Annotated in this window: 15 protein-coding genes; 8 read left to right on the top strand and 7 right to left on the bottom strand. The window is 65.3% G+C overall.

Annotated elements, in window-relative coordinates; translation table 11 throughout:
* Nucleotides 1–3: 3 nt before the first annotated feature.
* The 5 genes from MLE43_RS03730 to MLE43_RS03710 all read right to left on the bottom strand — a co-directional run bounded on the left by MLE43_RS03730 (nt 4) and on the right by MLE43_RS03710 (nt 4,453).
* Nucleotides 4–1,149, bottom strand: coding sequence for an efflux RND transporter periplasmic adaptor subunit (locus tag MLE43_RS03730; protein ID WP_243302052.1), 1,146 nt, complete (start codon nt 1,147–1,149; stop codon nt 4–6).
* Nucleotides 1,150–1,180: 31 nt separating this feature from the next.
* Complete coding sequence (locus tag MLE43_RS03725) at nt 1,181–1,876, bottom strand: TetR/AcrR family transcriptional regulator (RefSeq protein ID WP_243302050.1); 696 nt, start codon at nt 1,874–1,876, stop codon at nt 1,181–1,183.
* A 118-nt stretch (nt 1,877–1,994) separates the two neighbouring features.
* On the bottom strand, nt 1,995–2,687 hold the full coding sequence (locus MLE43_RS03720) for an LrgB family protein (protein WP_243302048.1): 693 nt from the start codon (nt 2,685–2,687) through the stop codon (nt 1,995–1,997).
* Nucleotides 2,675–3,043, bottom strand: a complete 369-nt coding sequence (locus tag MLE43_RS03715; RefSeq protein WP_243302046.1) for a CidA/LrgA family protein — start codon at nt 3,041–3,043, stop codon at nt 2,675–2,677. Before MLE43_RS03715 ends, MLE43_RS03720 begins: the two co-directional genes overlap by 13 nt.
* Before the next feature lie 156 nt (nt 3,044–3,199).
* Nucleotides 3,200–4,453: a porin gene (locus MLE43_RS03710; RefSeq protein ID WP_243302044.1), complete on the bottom strand. Its 1,254-nt coding sequence runs from the start codon at nt 4,451–4,453 to the stop codon at nt 3,200–3,202.
* A 461-nt stretch (nt 4,454–4,914) separates the two neighbouring features.
* On the opposite strand from MLE43_RS03710, the gene MLE43_RS03705 reads away from it, so the two are divergent.
* The 8 genes from MLE43_RS03705 to MLE43_RS03670 all read left to right on the top strand — a co-directional run bounded on the left by MLE43_RS03705 (nt 4,915) and on the right by MLE43_RS03670 (nt 12,770).
* The gene (locus MLE43_RS03705; RefSeq protein ID WP_243302041.1) at nt 4,915–6,207 is read left to right on the top strand and encodes a porin; all 1,293 of its coding nucleotides are present in this window, start codon (nt 4,915–4,917) and stop codon (nt 6,205–6,207) included.
* 151 nt (nt 6,208–6,358) lie between these two features.
* Nucleotides 6,359–7,504, top strand: a complete 1,146-nt coding sequence (locus MLE43_RS03700; protein WP_243302039.1) for an ABC transporter substrate-binding protein — start codon at nt 6,359–6,361, stop codon at nt 7,502–7,504.
* A gap of 68 nt (nt 7,505–7,572) precedes the next feature.
* Entirely contained in the window at nt 7,573–8,442 is an 870-nt protein-coding gene (locus MLE43_RS03695; protein WP_243302037.1) for a branched-chain amino acid ABC transporter permease, read from the top strand.
* A gap of 10 nt (nt 8,443–8,452) precedes the next feature.
* Nucleotides 8,453–9,502, top strand: a complete 1,050-nt coding sequence (locus MLE43_RS03690; RefSeq protein ID WP_243302035.1) for a branched-chain amino acid ABC transporter permease — start codon at nt 8,453–8,455, stop codon at nt 9,500–9,502.
* Nucleotides 9,502–10,221 carry an ABC transporter ATP-binding protein gene (locus tag MLE43_RS03685; protein ID WP_243302033.1) on the top strand — a complete coding sequence of 240 codons (720 nt, stop codon included), beginning with the start codon at nt 9,502–9,504 and terminating at the stop codon, nt 10,219–10,221. The genes MLE43_RS03690 and MLE43_RS03685 overlap by 1 nt, the downstream gene beginning before the upstream one ends.
* Nucleotides 10,214–10,918, top strand: a complete 705-nt coding sequence (locus MLE43_RS03680; RefSeq protein ID WP_243302028.1) for an ABC transporter ATP-binding protein — start codon at nt 10,214–10,216, stop codon at nt 10,916–10,918. The genes MLE43_RS03685 and MLE43_RS03680 overlap by 8 nt, the downstream gene beginning before the upstream one ends.
* Before the next feature lie 10 nt (nt 10,919–10,928).
* On the top strand, nt 10,929–11,351 hold the full coding sequence (locus MLE43_RS03675) for a CBS domain-containing protein (protein WP_243302019.1): 423 nt from the start codon (nt 10,929–10,931) through the stop codon (nt 11,349–11,351).
* Nucleotides 11,352–11,504: 153 nt separating this feature from the next.
* A complete protein-coding gene (locus MLE43_RS03670) occupies nt 11,505–12,770 on the top strand; it encodes an MFS transporter (protein ID WP_243302017.1) in 1,266 nt (421 codons plus the stop codon).
* Between the two features lie 84 nt (nt 12,771–12,854).
* On the opposite strand, the gene MLE43_RS03665 is transcribed toward MLE43_RS03670, so the two are convergent.
* Complete coding sequence (locus tag MLE43_RS03665) at nt 12,855–15,017, bottom strand: S9 family peptidase (protein ID WP_243302015.1); 2,163 nt, start codon at nt 15,015–15,017, stop codon at nt 12,855–12,857.
* Between the two features lie 51 nt (nt 15,018–15,068).
* Nucleotides 15,069–15,869 (bottom strand): sensor histidine kinase, encoded by an 801-nt coding sequence (locus MLE43_RS03660; RefSeq protein WP_243302013.1) that lies wholly within the window; start codon nt 15,867–15,869, stop codon nt 15,069–15,071.
* Nucleotides 15,870–15,874 lie beyond the last annotated feature (5 nt).

Below are 15,874 nucleotides of genomic sequence, written 5' to 3'. Positions count from 1 at the left end.
GGCTCAGTTCCTTCCGGCCTTGACGAAGGGCTTGGTGGTCACCGCGGCGCCCTGCTTGATCTGCTGCAGGCCCTCGACCACCACGATCTCGTTGGGTTTGAGCCCTTCGCTCACCACCCAGTCCTCGCCCTGGCGGGGGCCCATCTTCACGGGGCGGAGCTGGACCTTGCCCCCTTCGACGACGGCCACCTGGTAGGCGCCCTGGACCTCCTGGACGGCCCGCTGGGGCACCAGCACGGCGTCCTTGAGGGTCTCGTAGTTGAAGCGGACCTTCACGAACTGGCCGGGGCGGAGCTGGTGATCGGGATTGGGGAACACGGCGCGCACGGAGATCGTGCCGGTGCGGGGGTCGATGCCCCTCTGCACGGCGTCGAAGCGCCCCTTCCGGGGATACAGGCTGCCGTCGGAGAGGAGGAGCTCCGCGCCGGGGGCGTCCTTGCCTTCCATGGGCCGGTTCCCGCCGCGGCTGTGTTCGGCAAGCTTGAGGTAGTCGCCCTCCTGCATGCCCACGATCACATGGATGGGGTCCACGTTGGAGACGGTGGTGAGCAGCGTGGAATCCCCCCGGCCCACGAGGTTGCCCGGCTTCACCTTGGCGAAGTCCGCCAGTCCCGAGGTGGGGGCCGTGATGCGGGTGTAGCTGAGGTCGAGCAGGGCCTTGTCGAGGGCGGCCTTCGCGGCGTCCACGGCCGCGCGCGAGGTCTTCTGCATCGAGAGGGCCGAATCGAAGGTCTGGCGGCTCACGGCCTGCTGTTCAGCCAGGGGGCGCAGGCGGTTCACTTCGAGATCTGCCAGGTTCAGGCGGGCCTCGGCGGAGGCCACATCGGCCCGGCGCTGGGAGACGACGGACTGGAAGGTCTTGGACTCGATGGTGAAGAGCAGGTCGCCCTTCTTCACCGGCTGGCCTTCGGTGTAGTGGACGCTCTCCAGGTAGCCCTCCACCCGGGCGCGGATCTCCACATCCAGGGAACCCGCGGTCTGCCCCACCAGCTCCATCACCACGGGGACATCCCGCTGGGTGGACGGCAGGACATAGACCTCGGGCGTCGGCGCCTGGCGCTTCTTCTGGCAGCCGAGAGCCACGCCGAGGCTGAGGAGGATGAGGGCTCCGGCCCCGATTCGGCCCGTCGCGGAGAAGGCTCGTGTCATGGGTGCTCCAAGGGGTGAAGGCGTTCGGGGGTCATCGTGGCGAACCTGGGGTGGGCGGCATGGAGGAGGGCGGGGCGCCGATGGCGCGCAGGGTGATGTCGGCGATCTGCTCGGCCATGTGGTCCGGGGATTCGGGGTAGCAGTCGGGTCCGAAGACCAGCTGGTTGAAGTCGTGCATCATGGTGTTCGCCACGCACTGGCCGTAGACCAGGGCGCACCAGAACGGGATCTCCCGGACCGGCAGATCGGGGCGCAGGGCCTGGATGCAGGCGGCGATCTGGGTTCGGAGGGGCGCCAGGCGCTCGCGCAGCAGGGGCTCCAGCTCCGGGATCGGGGACCGCACGGCCCGCTGCCACAGGCGGAAGGATGCCATCCGCCGGGGATCGCCGCTCTCGAAGGTGTCGCGCATCCCCTTGAAGACCCCGACGATGAGCTTCCGCAGCAGCTCCGCGGCCTGGACGGGGTCGTCCCGGAGTTCCTCCAGGCCCACGAAGGGGCCGGGGAACTGCCCCTGCGGTCGCTCCGCCACCATGGCCTTGAGCACCGCGAGGTAGAGCCCCTCCTTGTTGCCGAAGTGGTGGGCGATGAGGGAACTCGGCCGGCCCGCCCGCTCGGCCAGCTGGCGCAGGCTGGTGCCCTCGAAGCCCTGTTCGGAGAAGCAGAACAGGCCGGCTTCCAGCAGGGCGGCCCGGGTGGCTGCGGCCCCGCGATCCGTGCATGGGCTCATCGATTCAGCCGTCATGATCTTAGATTGATCGATCAATCAATATGCGTCAATGGATGAAATGATCCCAGGGCTCAGTCTCAGTTGGGAATTACCTTGTCTGCGAGCCCGAGAAGGGCCATCAAGAGCGCAGCAGCAGCCGCACCATCAGAGGCGCGAGGGTGGCGGTGGTGATGCCGGCGAGGGTCATGGCGAGGCCGGCCATGGAGCCCTCCCGTTCGCCTTCCATGAAGGCCATGGCCGTCCCCTGGCCGTGGGCGCCGGTACCCAGAGCCAGGCCCCGGGCCACAGGATGCCGGATCCCGGCCCAGGTCAGCAGGGTCGCCCCGAAGACGGAGCCCAGCGTGCCCGTCGCCACGACGAAGGCCGAGGCCAGCCCGGGGCTTCCGCCGTGGATCCTGGCGATCTCGACGGCGAAGGGGATGGTGACGCTCTTGGGCAGGACCGAAAGCACCACCTCCCTGGGCAGGCCGGCCATCAGGGCGATCAAGCCGGCGACGAGCATCGAGGCGAGCGAACCGAGGCCGACGCCCGCCACGATCGCCGGAGCATGCCGCCGCACCAGGCTGCGCTGGCGGTAGAGGGGCACCGCCAGCCCGACGGTGGCGGGTCCGAGCAGCGAGGTCATGATCCGCCGGCCCGGGAGGTAGGCCTGATACGGGATGTTCAAGGCGAGGAGGGTCGCGATGACGAGGGCCGCCCCGAGCAGCACGATGTTCAGCAAGGGGTGGCGATACCGCAGGTACAGGGCCTTGGAGAGCAGGTAGGCGCCCACCGTCAGCAGGATGGTGAACAGGATCATCAGTCGGGGCATGTCGCGTCCCCCCTCTGGAGCCACTGGGCGAGGTAGCCGGTGCCCAGGAAGGTCAGGACCGTGCTGATGACGATGGCCAGGGCCAGCATCAGGCCGTACCGGTAGAAGACCCCGCCCCAGTTCATGAGGTCCACGGCCACGGGGATGAAGAAGAAGACCAGGTGCTTGAGCAGGAAGTCGGCGGCGTCCTGGACATATTCGAGGGGAACGATCCCGAGGTTCAGGAGGGCGTAGAGCAGGACGATGCCCACCACGTTCCCCGGTATGGGGAGGCCCATCAGGAGTGCGAGTTTGTTGCCGAGGTAGTAGATCCCGCTCAGGAGGGCGATCTGGCAGAGGAATTGCAGTTTCTTCATCACGACCAGCCTCTTGCGGAGCGGCGGCGCACGCGCGGTAAGCAGCGATTGTGAGGGCAAATCCGCCGCCGTCCAAACGGCCGTCCTCTCTTGCCTCCTCCAAGAAGAAGGGCCCCTGGAGACCAGGGGCCCTTCACGGCAGCGCGGGGCGCTGGATCAGAAGGCGACCAGGAGGGCCGCCACGACGGTGTTGCCGCCCTGCTCGCCGGTCTCGGTGCCGAAGGGCTTGAGGAAGTTCTTGCTGCGGGCGATGTAGTTCAGCTTGAAGTTGGCAGCCTTCACCTTCTCGGGAACCCAGGCGTAGGTATAGCCGACGGTGACTTCGGTGTACTTGGGCGTGTAGTCCACGGGGGCGCCGTTGGCCAGGAGCGGAACGCCGGGCGAGCTCTCGGTGTAGGGGTTGTAGGCGGTGTACCAGTCGTCCCCGCTGTTGAAGTTCATGAAGTCGTAGCGGGCCATGACGCTGTGGTGGCCGAAGGTGTAGCCGCCAGTGACGTAGTAGCTCGTGAACTTCTGGTCCAGATGCTCACGCTTCACTGTGGGGGCGGTGGCGGCCAGGGTGGCGAAGCGACGGCCGAGCAGGCCGGTCATGTACTCGGTGGTGAGCGTCCAGGTGCCGTCTTGGTACGCGTAGAACGCACCCAGGTTGGTGGTCTTGTCCTTGTTGTCGTAGATCGCCACCTGGGTGGGCCAGGCGCCCCCGGGGTTGGCGGCAATGGCGATGGAGGGGTTGCCCTTGTCCGCCACGTCCGTCGACCCCTGCAGGGTGTAGGCACCGAACTTGTGGGCCTTGCCGAGGTTGAAGTCCAGGCGCAGGACGAAATCCTTCTGGGCATTGGTGTCGTTGGCCTTGCCCGAAGCCGCATCATTCATGCCATTGAACACGGCGGCGGTGACCTTGCCCGCGAAGCCGTTGGGATCGCCGTAGGAGAAGCCGAGGGCGAGGCCGCGGTCGCGCTTGTCCCCGAACATCCGGCCCAGCTGGCTGCGCTCGGCGAAGAGCAGCTCGGTGGAGCTCATCACGCCTTCGTAGGTCTGGAGGTTCTTGAACTGGCCGACCTTCAGGTCAAGGCCGGCGGCGGGCTTCCAGGTGACGAAGGCATCCTGGAGGATGATGGGGTTCGTCGTCCCGGTGGAGATGGAGGGATCGAACATCACCTCGTAGTCCAGGCCTTCGGCCACGCTGCCGGAGAGCTTGATCTCGGACCGGCGAATGGAGAAGGTGTTCTCCTTGAATTCGCTGCGCAGGTTGTAGTACCCGCCGGGCGCCGAGCTGTTGGTGCGCAGGTTGCTGTCCAGCATCTGGGTGTACCAGAGCTGGATGTCGCCGCCGATTTTGACCGTCTGGGCGGAGGCCGGCAGGGCGGCGAGGAGGAAGGCGGCCAGGCCGAGGTTGCGGGTGCGCTTCATGGAGTCTCCTTGGGGCCGTCAGGCCTGTGGGAAAAGGTTCCCGGTCGCCTGTGACGGGGGCGCGAAGACTCTGGTCCAGGTCTGTGCTGGGCTCGTGAATTTATGTTGATGAGTCCAATTCTCAACATCCCCCCAGATGCTGGTCTTGGATCAGGTCTGTATTTGACCAGTGACGACAAGGCCCATCCGCTTGAAGACGCCGATCGGAGGTCACCCCCTGCGAGGCTCCCTTCCTTTCCCTGAGCCGTTTCCAGGGGCGGTGTCAGCACACCTTTGTGTCTCGCATCACAACAGTCGGAACCTTTGCTTCATTTTTGATAGACGCAACGAGTTCCCCCGTTTAGCTTGAATCCGTTTGATCCGCTCATCGATTTGGAACGACTGGTGTCCCGGACATCAGGTGGTCTGACCTGAACTCGGCCCTCAATCCCTCCCAACCCTCCCTCACTAGGAGCCCATCCATGAAGATCACCCGCCTTGCCGGCATCGCCGCCCTCCTCGCCGCCGGAGTCACCCAGGCCCAGGCTCAGGACATCAAGCTCACCGGCGTCCTCTTCGAGTTCTGGCAGACCCAGATGCTGGACAACAACCTGCGCAACAACACGACCGCCACGGCCGGGGCTTCCAAGTACTACGGCCTCGACTCCCGGTTCCAGGAGAACAACTTCGCCGTCAAGCGGGCTGAGATCTACCTGAACGGCAAGATCACCGACGACATCACCTGGAACGCGATGTTCGATCCCAACAACAGCAACACGGCCACGGTTCCCAACAACGTCCTCCAGGACCTGGTCGTCACCTGGAACCTCGGCAACGGCTTCTCCGTCAAGGCCGGCCAGTTCAAGATGCCCACGACCTATGAAGCCACCATGGTCGCGGCCACCAACATCCTGTTCTTCGAGCGGAACCAGATCAACCGCGTCTTCGGCGACAAGCGCGACCGCGCCATCTGGGGCATCTATGCCTTCGGCGATCCCAAGGGCTTCAGCGGCAAGTTCAATCTCGCCGTCTCCAACGGCACCACCGATGACGGCAGCGGCGGCAAGAACAACGAGAACACCGTGGCCGGTTCCGGCAATGCCCAGAAGGACTGGACCACCCGCCTCGAGTTCGCCTACGGCCCCGAGCAGAAGTTCGGCGCCTACTACCGCGAAGGCGTGACCGGCCTGAAGGATTCCACCTTCCTGAATGCCACCGTCCCCGCCACCTGGACTGTGGGCGCTCCTTCCGCCACCCAGATCAAGGACAACAAGGACAAGACCACCCTCATGGGTGCCTACTACGCCTTTGACACGGCCACCTGGCACGCCAGCGCCGAGTTCGCGACGGGCCTGCTGGGCCGCCGCTTCCCCACCCTCTTCGCCGCCGGCTCGACCACGCTCACTCCGCTGCGCGAGCACCTCGACCAGAAGTTCCAGGGCTTCGCCATCGATGGCGCCTACAAGATGGGCCAGCACTGGTTCACCGCCCGCTACGACGTGCTGAACTACAACTCCGGGGACGACTGGTACACCGCCACCAACCCCTACACCACGAACGTGGCCACCGGCCTCCCCACGGGCAACGACCTCAGCCCCAAGTACACCGAGATCACCGTGGGCTACAACTACGTGTTCAATCCCGCCAAGTACGGCGCGGGCAAGCTGAAGCTGGACTACGTGCACCGCAGCAAGAACTTCCTGCTGCCTCGCGCGGGCCAGACCGGCGAGCAGGGCGGCGATTCCCTCGTCGCTTCCCTGATGGTCGGATTCTGATCCGAGCACGTTCTACCTAGCCGAACACTTTCGGCATCGCAGCCACGGAACTCATGGGTCACAACCCATGGGTTCCGTGGTTTTTTTGGTCCAGAGGGGGTGTAGAATCGGCCATACCTTCCACCCACATCACCTTTGCACTGGAGCTGCCATGCGAAAGCACCTCTTGGCCCTGGGCACCGCACTCGCCCTCTCTCCGTGTCTCATGGCGCAGAAGATCGGCGTCATCAATTCCATGAGCGGGCCCGAGGCGCCCATCGGGGAGAACATCACCAACGGCATCAAGCTCGCGGACGAAGACCTCCGGAAGAAGGGCATCAACCTCCAGCTCGTCTGGGAGGACGATACGGGCAAGCCGCAGATCTCCATGAGCGCCATGGAGAAGCTGGCCACGCGCGACGGCGTCGTCGGCGTCGTGGGGCCCTACACCTCGGCCTGCTCCAACGCCGTGGCCAAGCTGGCGGAGAAGTATCGCGTGCCCCTGCTCATCCCCGCGGCGGCCAAGGAGGAGATCACGCGTCAGGGCCTCAAGTACGTCTTCCGCATGAATGCCCCCGCGGACAAGTACGCCTCCAGCCTCATCGACGCGGCCACCTCGCTCGGCAAGCCCAGGTCCATCGCCTTCATCTACGAGAACACCGATTTCGGCACCTCCACCACCAAGACCGCCAAGGAGTATGTGGCGAAGAAGGGCATGCAGGTCGTCGCGGACGAGCCCTATCCCAAGGGTGCCGCAGACTACCGGTCCACCCTCGCCAAGGTGAAGTCGAAGAATCCTGATCTTGTGTTCATGGTGTCCTACGTGGCTGACGCCATCCTGCTCATGCGGCAGTCGAAGGAAGTGGGTCTCCAGCCCCAGGCCTTCCTCGGTGCCGGTGCGGGGTTCACCACCACGGAGTTCGCCAAAGAGCGTGCGATCTCGGAGAACGTCATCTCCTGCACCCAGTGGACGAACGACGTGAACTGGCCCGGTGCGAAGGAGTTCGGGGCCCGCTACAAGGCGAAGTTCGGCAAGGAGCCCACCTATCATGCCGCCTGCGCCTACGCCTCCATGATGATCATGGCGGAAACCGCCAAGAACGCCGGCGGCGACCGCGCCAAGACCCGGGATGCGCTGAAGTCCGGCAAGTGGAATGGCGTGATGGGCGAGGTGCAGTTCGCCGACTACGAAGGCTTCACCAACCAGAACAACCACCAGATGCTCGTGCAGCAGATCCTCCAGGGGAACTACGAGACGGTGCTGCCTGCCAAGTTCGCCACCAAGAAGGCTGTGTACCCCTTCCCCAAGTGGAAGTGACTCCTCCCTGAGCGGGGGCGCCTTGCGGCGCCCCCCTTTTCCACCTCCTCCAGGAGTTCCAGACGCCCATGGCTGTATTCCTGCAATCTCTCATCAGTGGGATCCTGATCGGTGGCGTGTATGCGCTCATCGGCATCGGCCTCACGCTCATCTTCGGCGTGATGCGGGTCGTCAACTTCGCCCACGGCGACATCATGATGGTGGGGATGTATCTCACCTACCTGCTGTTCACGCTGCTGGGGGTGGATCCCTTCGTCTCCGTGCTCATCAGCTTCCCGTTGATGTTCTTCTTCGGGGGCTTCCTCCAGAAGGTCTTCATCAACCGCGTGCTCAACGCCGTGGCCCAGAACCAGATCCTGCTGACCATCGGGCTGGGGCTCATCATGAGCAACACGGTGATGCTGATCTTCACCTCGGACTACAAGATCCTCACCACCTCGTATTCCTCCTCCACCATCCAGGTGGGCGGGGGGGTCTCGATCTCCACACCCCTGCTGATCTCCTTCCTGATCACGGCTGCCATTACGGCGGTGCTGGGCTGGTTCCTCCTGAAGACCGATACGGGCCAGGCCATCCGGGCCACGGCCCAGGACCGGGAGGCGGCCCAGCTGATGGGCATCAACGTCAGCCGCATGTCGGTCATCGCCTTCGGCCTCGGCGCCGCCCTGGCGGGGACTGCCGGCGCGCTGATCTCGCCCACCTACTACATCTTCCCGCAGGTGGGCGGCACCTTCACCCTGAAGGCCTTCGTCATCACGGTGCTCGGCGGCATGGGCAGCGTCGTGGGCGCCACCCTCGGCGGGATCCTCATCGGCGTCACCGAATCCATGAGCGCGGTCTACATCTCCTCCGGCTGGAAGGATGTGGTGGTCTTCGTGCTCTTCCTGCTCGTACTCCTCTTCAAGCCCTCGGGCTTGATGGGCAAGTCGCGGACCTGAGGAGGACGACATGACCAAGACCATTCTCAAGGCTGTGGTCGGCCTCATCCTACTGGCCGCCCTCCTCGTGGTTCCCCGTTATGTGGAGAGCCCCTACGCGCTGCACATGATGATCCTGCTCTTCCTGAGCGTGTCCCAGGGCCAGAGCTGGAACATCCTGGGCGGCTACGCAGGACAGTATTCGGTCGGCCACGCCGCCTACTTCGGTGTGGGGGCCTACACCACCATGATGCTCATGCACTCCAAGCAGGTCGTTCCCTGGGTGGGCGTGTGGGTGGGCGTGGCCATCGTGATCGTGGTGGCGCTCGTGATCGGCAGCATCTGCTTCCGCCTTCGGGGCCCCTACTTCGTGCTGGCCTCCATCGCCGTGGCGGAGATCATGCGCCTTTCCGCCATCAACCTCACCACCCTCACCAATGGGGCCGAAGGCATCCTGGCCACCGAGATCCCCGCCTTCAAGATCGGGGAGCGGGTCATCACGGATTTCCTGACCAAGGTGCCCTTCTACTACATCGGCCTCTTCCTGGCCCTGCTGACCATCGGGATCACCTACTGGGTGCAGCATTCCAAGCTGGGCTACTACTTCCAGGCCATCCGCGAGGACCAGGACGCGGCCCATTCCCTGGGCATCCACATCACGATCTACAAGAACATCGGCCTGGTCATCTCCGCCGTGCTCACCTCCCTGGCCGGTGCCTTCTACGGCATCTACGTGGGATTCGTGGATCCGCCGACGGTGCTCGGATTGGATGTCTCGGTCCAGATTATGCTGATCTGCATCATCGGGGGCATGGGGACCATCTGGGGCCCCGTACTCGGCTCCCTGCTGCTCGTGCCCCTCTCAGAGGCGCTCCGCAGCAACATGATCACGGAAGGTCTGGTGAAAGTCGGCCTCGTGAGCGCGGACTCGAGGGTGGGGCTCTTCCTCAAGGAGAACCTCGCGCATGCCCACGTGCTGCTCTACGGCATCCTCGTGGTGCTGGTGATCCTCTTCATGCCGGAGGGGCTCATGGGCTTCCTCAAGAAGCTGGCCCCGCGCCGGAATCGGGAGGCGGTCTGATGGCCATCCTGGAGATCAAGAGCGTCAGCAAGTTCTTCGGCGGCCTGGCGGCCAATTCCGATGTGTCCTTCTCTGTGGAGCAGGGCACGATCATGGGGCTGATCGGGCCCAACGGCGCCGGCAAGACCACCCTCTTCAACTGCATCACCGGCTACTATCCTCCGTCCAGGGGCGAGGTCATCTTCGATGGCCGCCGCATGAACGGGCTCCAGCCCGACAAGGTCTGCATGCTGGGCATGGTGCGGACCTGGCAGAAGGTGCGGCCCCTGGCCAAGCTCTCGGTGATCGACAACGTGATGGTGGGCGCCCTCGCCCATACCTCGTCGTTGAAGCACGCCCGCGAGCTGGCCATGGAACAGCTCAAGGTGGTCCGCCTGGAACACCGGGAGGACTTCCTGGCCGGCGGCCTGCCCATCGGCGAGCGGAAGAAGCTCGAAGTGGCCCGGGCCCTGGCCACCAAGCCGAAGCTCCTGCTGCTGGACGAGGTCATGGGCGGTCTCAACCCCGCGGAAAGCGAGGAGATCATCCAGCTCATCCTGGACATCAAGGCGCAGGGCCTCACACAGATGGTCATCGAGCACGACATGAAGGCCATCATGCGGATCTCCGACCGGATCGTCGTCCTCACCTCCGGCGAGAAGCTGACCGAAGGCACTCCTCAGGAGGTGGTGAGCAATCAGGACGTGATCGATGCCTACCTGGGTGAAAGCCATGCTTAAGATCGAGAAGCTGAATTTCGCCTACGGCGATCTGAAGGTCCTGTGGGATGTGGATCTGGAAGTCCACGAGGGTGAGATCGTCACCGTGGTCGGCGCCAATGGCGCCGGGAAGTCCACCACCCTCAAGAACATCTCGCGCCTGGTCAAGCCCACCTCCGGGAGCATCACCTTCGAAGGGAAGGAACTCAGCAAGATGCTGTCCCACCAGGTGGTGGAGGCAGGGCTGGTACAGGTCCCCGAAGGGCGCCGCATCTTCCCGGAGATGACCGTGATGGAGAACCTCCGCATGGGGTCCTACGTCAAGGCCACCCGGGCGGACCGCCGGAAGAACATCGACTGGGTGTTCGAGCTGTTCCCCCGCCTCAAGGAACGGGAAAAACAGCTCGGCGGGACCATGTCCGGCGGCGAGCAGCAGATGCTGGCCATCGCCCGGGGGCTGATGGCCAACCCCAAGGTGCTCCTCCTGGATGAGCCTTCGCTGGGCCTTTCGCCCCTGCTGGTGAAGAACATTTTCGACATCATCACCGGCATCAACAAGCAGGGCGTTACCATCCTTCTCGTGGAGCAGAACGTCTACCAGTCCCTGCGTATCGCCCATCGCGCCTATGTCATGGAGACGGGCCGGGTGGTGCTGACGGGCCGGGGCGACGAGCTGCTGAACAATGAACACATCAAGAAAGCCTTCCTGGGCATGTGAGGAGATTCCGATGACCACCGTCGAAAAGTGGATGACCAAGAACCCCATCACGATCAGCGAGGACGCCTCGATCATCGAGGCCATCCACCTCATGAAGGAGAAGGGCATCCGGCGTCTCCCCGTCATGGCCGGCAACCACTTCGTGGGCCTGATCACCGAGCGGATGATCAAGGACTACACCCCGGGCAAGGCCACCTCGCTGGACACCTGGGAAGTGCATTACCTGCTGTCCAAGACCGCCGTGAAGGAGGTCATGAACGCGCATCCCCACACCGTGACCCCGGACACGGATCTGGCGGTGGCGGCCCAGGCCATCCTGGACCACAAGCTGTACGGTCTGTGCGTGGTGGATGCCAAGGGCAAGCTGGTGGGCATCATGTCCGTGGGCGACATGCTCAAGGCCGTGGTCGAGTTCGCCAAGACCCGGGAATAGTCGCCTCCATCCGAAGGGCGGGCATCGCCCCCCCCCTTCTTCAGATTGGCCCAGGGCGGAGCGGTTCCGGGCTCATCACCCGGCAGACCGGGTTGACCGCCCCTACGGATCCCCAGGAAGATCGAGGGGCAGTTCTCTTGCCCAGGAGGCACCTTGAGCAAAGCGCAGCGCTTGCGCGACATCCGCGATGGATTTGAGCGACCCTTCTGGGTCGCCAATGTCAGCGAGTTGTTCGAGCGGCTTTCGTACTACGCGGCCTTTGCGTCCCTGGCCCGCTACCTGAACGAATCGCTCGGCTTTCCGACGCAGGATGCCAGCAGCCTGGCCGGGTTGTTCGGCGGGCTGGTCTGGTTCCTGGCGGCCTTCGGAGGTGCGATCGCCGACCGCCTCGGCTTCCGTCGCGCACTCTCCCTCGCCTATCTGATCCTCAGCTGCTCCTATTTCCTGCTCGGCTCGCTCGGTTCCTCCTGGATGGCTCCGGTCCGAGGCCTGGTGCCGCTCGGCGTGCTCGTCGCATTCCTGCTGATGCTGCCGGCCCTCGGCATCGCGCTGGTGAAGCCGGCCGTGGTCGGAACCACCGCGCGGGCCTCGAAGGAGAATGTCCGCTCCATCGGCTATTCGATCTATTACACGCTGGTGAACATCGGCGGCGCCGCCGGTCCCTTTGTCGCGTCCTATGTCCACCGGCACATGAGCGTGGAGAATGTCTTCCGCGTAGCGGCCATCAGCGTGTTCCTGATGTTCTTCGCGGTGCTGCTGCTGTTCAAGGAACCGCGCAAAGAGGGCGATGTGCCGCCTCCCTCCCTGGCGGAGACGGGCAGGAACTTCCTCACAGTCCTTTCGAACCCGAAGTTCATGCTGTTCCTGCTGATCTTCACGGGATACTGGGTGGTGTACTGGCAGGAATTCATCACGCTGCCCCTGTATGTCGCCAAGTACATCGACCCGAAGGCGGACACGGAACTGCTGCTGATGACGGGCCCGCTGGTCGTGATCTCCCTGACGGTCCTGATCAACCTGGCCACCCAGAGGATCGCCTCGGTGAAGGCGGTCACGATCGGCACCCTGATGTCGTCCCTCGCCTGGATCGTGCTGATCTTCAGGCCGACCGTGACGGGCGTGATCATCACGCTCGTCTGCGTCGCGCTGGGGGAGATCGTGCAGTCGCCGCGCTACTACGAGTACATCTCCCGCCTCGCCCCTCCAGGTCAGCAGGGGACCTACATGGGCTTCGCCTTCCTCCCCATCGGCCTTGGTTCCCTCATCGGGGGCTGGTTCGGGGGGAAGCTGATGCACCACTTCGGCGAGGTGACCCACAAGCCGGCGGGCATGCTCTGGACGATCATCGGCGTGGGCGTGCTCACGGCCGTGCTGCTCTGGGTGTACGACCGGATGCTGCCCGCGACACAGGAAGCCTGATCTAAGAGTGCCTAACAAAACCCCCATGGGGTCGCGCGCCGCCCACCTGGCTTTATCGCGGTCCCGTCAGGGGTGTTAGGCACTCTATAGGTACTTCGACAGGAACTCCCACATGGCCTGGAAGCGCGCCCAGTTGTGCTGGGATGCCCGGGGGCTGTGGTCGGAGCCCGGAAGGGGCACCATCTGGACGGGGAAGCCGGCTTTCTGAAGCGCGTCGATGAGCATCACGGTGTTCTGGGGGTGCACGTTGTCGTCGAGGGTGCCGTGCAGCAGCAGCAGGCGACCGGAGAGGTTCTGCGCGGCCTTCAGCACGGAACTGGAGTCGTAGCCCGCGGGGTTGTCGGCGGGCAGGCCCATGTAGCGCTCGGTGTAGATGCTGTCGTAGAGGTGCCAGTCCGTCACGGGGGCGCCCGCGATGCCCAGCTTCCAGGCCTTGCTGTGGGTGAGGCCGTAGGTGGTCATGAACCCGCCGTAGCTCCAGCCATCCAGGCAGATCCGGTCCATGTCCGCCCAGCCCTGGGCCTTCAGCCAGGCCAGGCCGTCGAGCTGATCCTGCAGCTCCTGGGCGCCCAGGTTGCGGTGGATGCCGTGGGCACTGGCCAGACCCTTGCCCGAAGCGCTGCGGTTGTCGCAGACCCAGGTGGCGATGCCCTGCTGGGCCAGGAACTGGAACCAGGGCATGTCCCGGCGCCAGAGGTTCCGCACCTCGGGGGCCATCGGCCCGCCGTAGAGCGTCTGGAACACGGGGTACTTCTTCGCGGGATCGAAATCCACGGGCAGGACCAGCATCGTCTCCATGGGGAAGCCGTCCCGGGTCTTCACCTGCTGGAAGGTCACCCGGCCGAGCTTCAGGGCCTTCCAGGCCTCGGTGGGGTTTGCGTCGATGAGGCGGAGCCGCTTCCCGGTGCCGTCGTGGAGGGCCTGTTGGGGTGGGGTCTGGATGTCGCTCCAGGTGTCCAGGAAGGCGGTGAAGGTGGCGTTGAACTTCACCCGGTGGGTGCCCGGCCGCTCGGTGAGGCGGGTCAGACTCTTGCCATCGAGCCCGATGCGGTAGGCATCGACCCCGATGGGGCTGCGCTCGGTGGCATCGAAGTAGAGCACCTGACCCAGGGCATCAAGGCCATGGACCTGCCTCACATCCCAGTTGCCGGCCGTGACGGCGCCGATCAGCCGGGCCTCCTTTCCGTAGCGGTAGACGTGGTGATGGCCGCTGCGCCCGGATTCCCACAGGAAGCCGCCGTCTGGCAGGAAGTGGGGCAGGGGCAGCCGCTCCTGCCAGGCCTGGCCATTCTCGCGGATGAGCAGCTGGGAGGCGCTCTCTTCGTAGCGGCGCAGATCCAGCCAGCTCTGGATGCGGTCCTGGTGGGTGGCGAGCAGGCGGCCCGAGGGATCCCAGCCCACCTGGACGATGAGAGTTTCCTTCCCCGGATAAGGGTCGTCCATCCACCGGGTGGTTCCGGCGAGGTCCACCACGCCCAGCCGGGCGATGGGGTTGGGATCTCCGGCCTTGGGATAGCGCGCCTTCAAAGCCTTCTGGGGCTGGAAGCGGTCGTCCATGAGGGTGTAGACCGGGACCTTCGACTCGTCCAGGCTGAGGAAGGCCAGGCGCTTGGAATCCGGCGCCCACCAGAACGCACGGAAGCTGCCGCGGCCATAGATCTCCTCCTGGTACACCCAGTCCAGGCGGCCGTTGAACACCGTCTCGCTGCCGCCGGTGGTGAGGCGGGTCTCCTGGGCCGTGGCCGCGTCCACCCGGTAGAGGTCGTTCCCTCGCATGTAGGCCACCTGGGTACCGTCAGGGCTGAAGGTCGGCTCCTCGGGCTTCCCGCCTGCAAGCTGCCGGGCAGCGGCCCTCTTCACATCCACCAGGAAAAGGTCCTCTCCGACCTCCAGGAGGAAAGCGCTGTGGCTCCGGTTCCAGGTGAAGCTGCCGCGGCCGAGGGCGGCCCTGGCCGCGGCTTCGCTGGCCCCGGCCGCGACCAGGGCGGCGTGGAGTCGGGCGGATTCCAGCAAGGGGCTGCGCTCCCCGGTGATGGGATCCACCCGGTACAGGGCCGTCTGGTCGCCCTCCCGGCGGGTCTGCACCAGGGCGCCATCCGGCAGCCAGTCCAGGCGCGTGGCGGGCAGGCCCCCATAGGCCACCTTCCTCGTGGGATGGGCGACGGCTTCGAGCGTGAGCCGGCCCGAGCCTTGACCCCACAGAGCGGGGACGAGGATCAGGCAGGCCAGGAGGGCGCGGGCGGGCATGGAGGCTCCGTGAGATGTCCTATATATATCGCGAAGCGAGGCTTCTTGGACTCAGGCTTCCTCGAACTCTATTTCCACCCAGGCCAGGGTGCCCGTGGCAACCGGGATCAAGCCCATCCGGCCCCCCATCAGTTGGAGGATGCCGGCGGCCAGGGGCAGGCCGATGCCCAGGCCGCCCCGGCGCCGGCGGAGGCTGCGCTCCTCCTGCTCGAAAGGCTTCAGCAGACGCTCCCAGTCCAGGGGCAGTCCCGGTCCCTCATCCTGGATCTCGAAGCGCAGATGCCAGGTCCGGCCTTCCGGTCGGGCCTTCAGGCCGAAGGTCACGAGCCCGCGTTCCGTGAAGCCCGCGGCATTGTCCAGGAGAAACCCCAGCGCCTGGGTGAGGCGGGCGGCATCGCAGACCAGGGGGTGGGGCAGGGGGTCCAGGGCCACGCGGGCTTCCAGGCCCTTCGCCCGGGCCTGGGTCTCGAGATCCTTTCCGAGGAGGGCCAGGTGGGCGCCGAGGTCCGTCAGGGCGGGACGGATGGCGAGGGTGCCCTGGGCCAGGCTGGCGAGATCGAGCAGACCCTGCACCAGGCCGCCCAGGCGCACCGTGGTCTCCTCGGCCCGGGAGAGGATCTCGGCCTGCGGCGCGGTGGGATCCATGTCCCGCAGCATCTGCAGGTGCCCGGCCAGCACCTGCACGGGCGTGCGCAGCTCGTGGTGCGCATTGTCCGTGAAGGCCTCCTGGGCGCCGCGCAGCCGCTGCTCCGTTTCCAGAGCCTTGCGCTGTTCGCGGATGATGCGGTTCTTGGCCTGGGCCATGGCATAGAGGGCCAGCCCGCCAAGGGCCGCCAGGGCGAGGACGCCCAAGAGGT

The sequence above is a fragment of the Geothrix oryzisoli genome (assembly GCF_022808865.1).
Taxonomy (GTDB): domain Bacteria; phylum Acidobacteriota; class Holophagae; order Holophagales; family Holophagaceae; genus Geothrix; species Geothrix oryzisoli.
The sequence above is the reverse complement of the archived record's forward strand: the minus strand, read 5'-3'. Positions and strand labels throughout refer to the sequence as shown.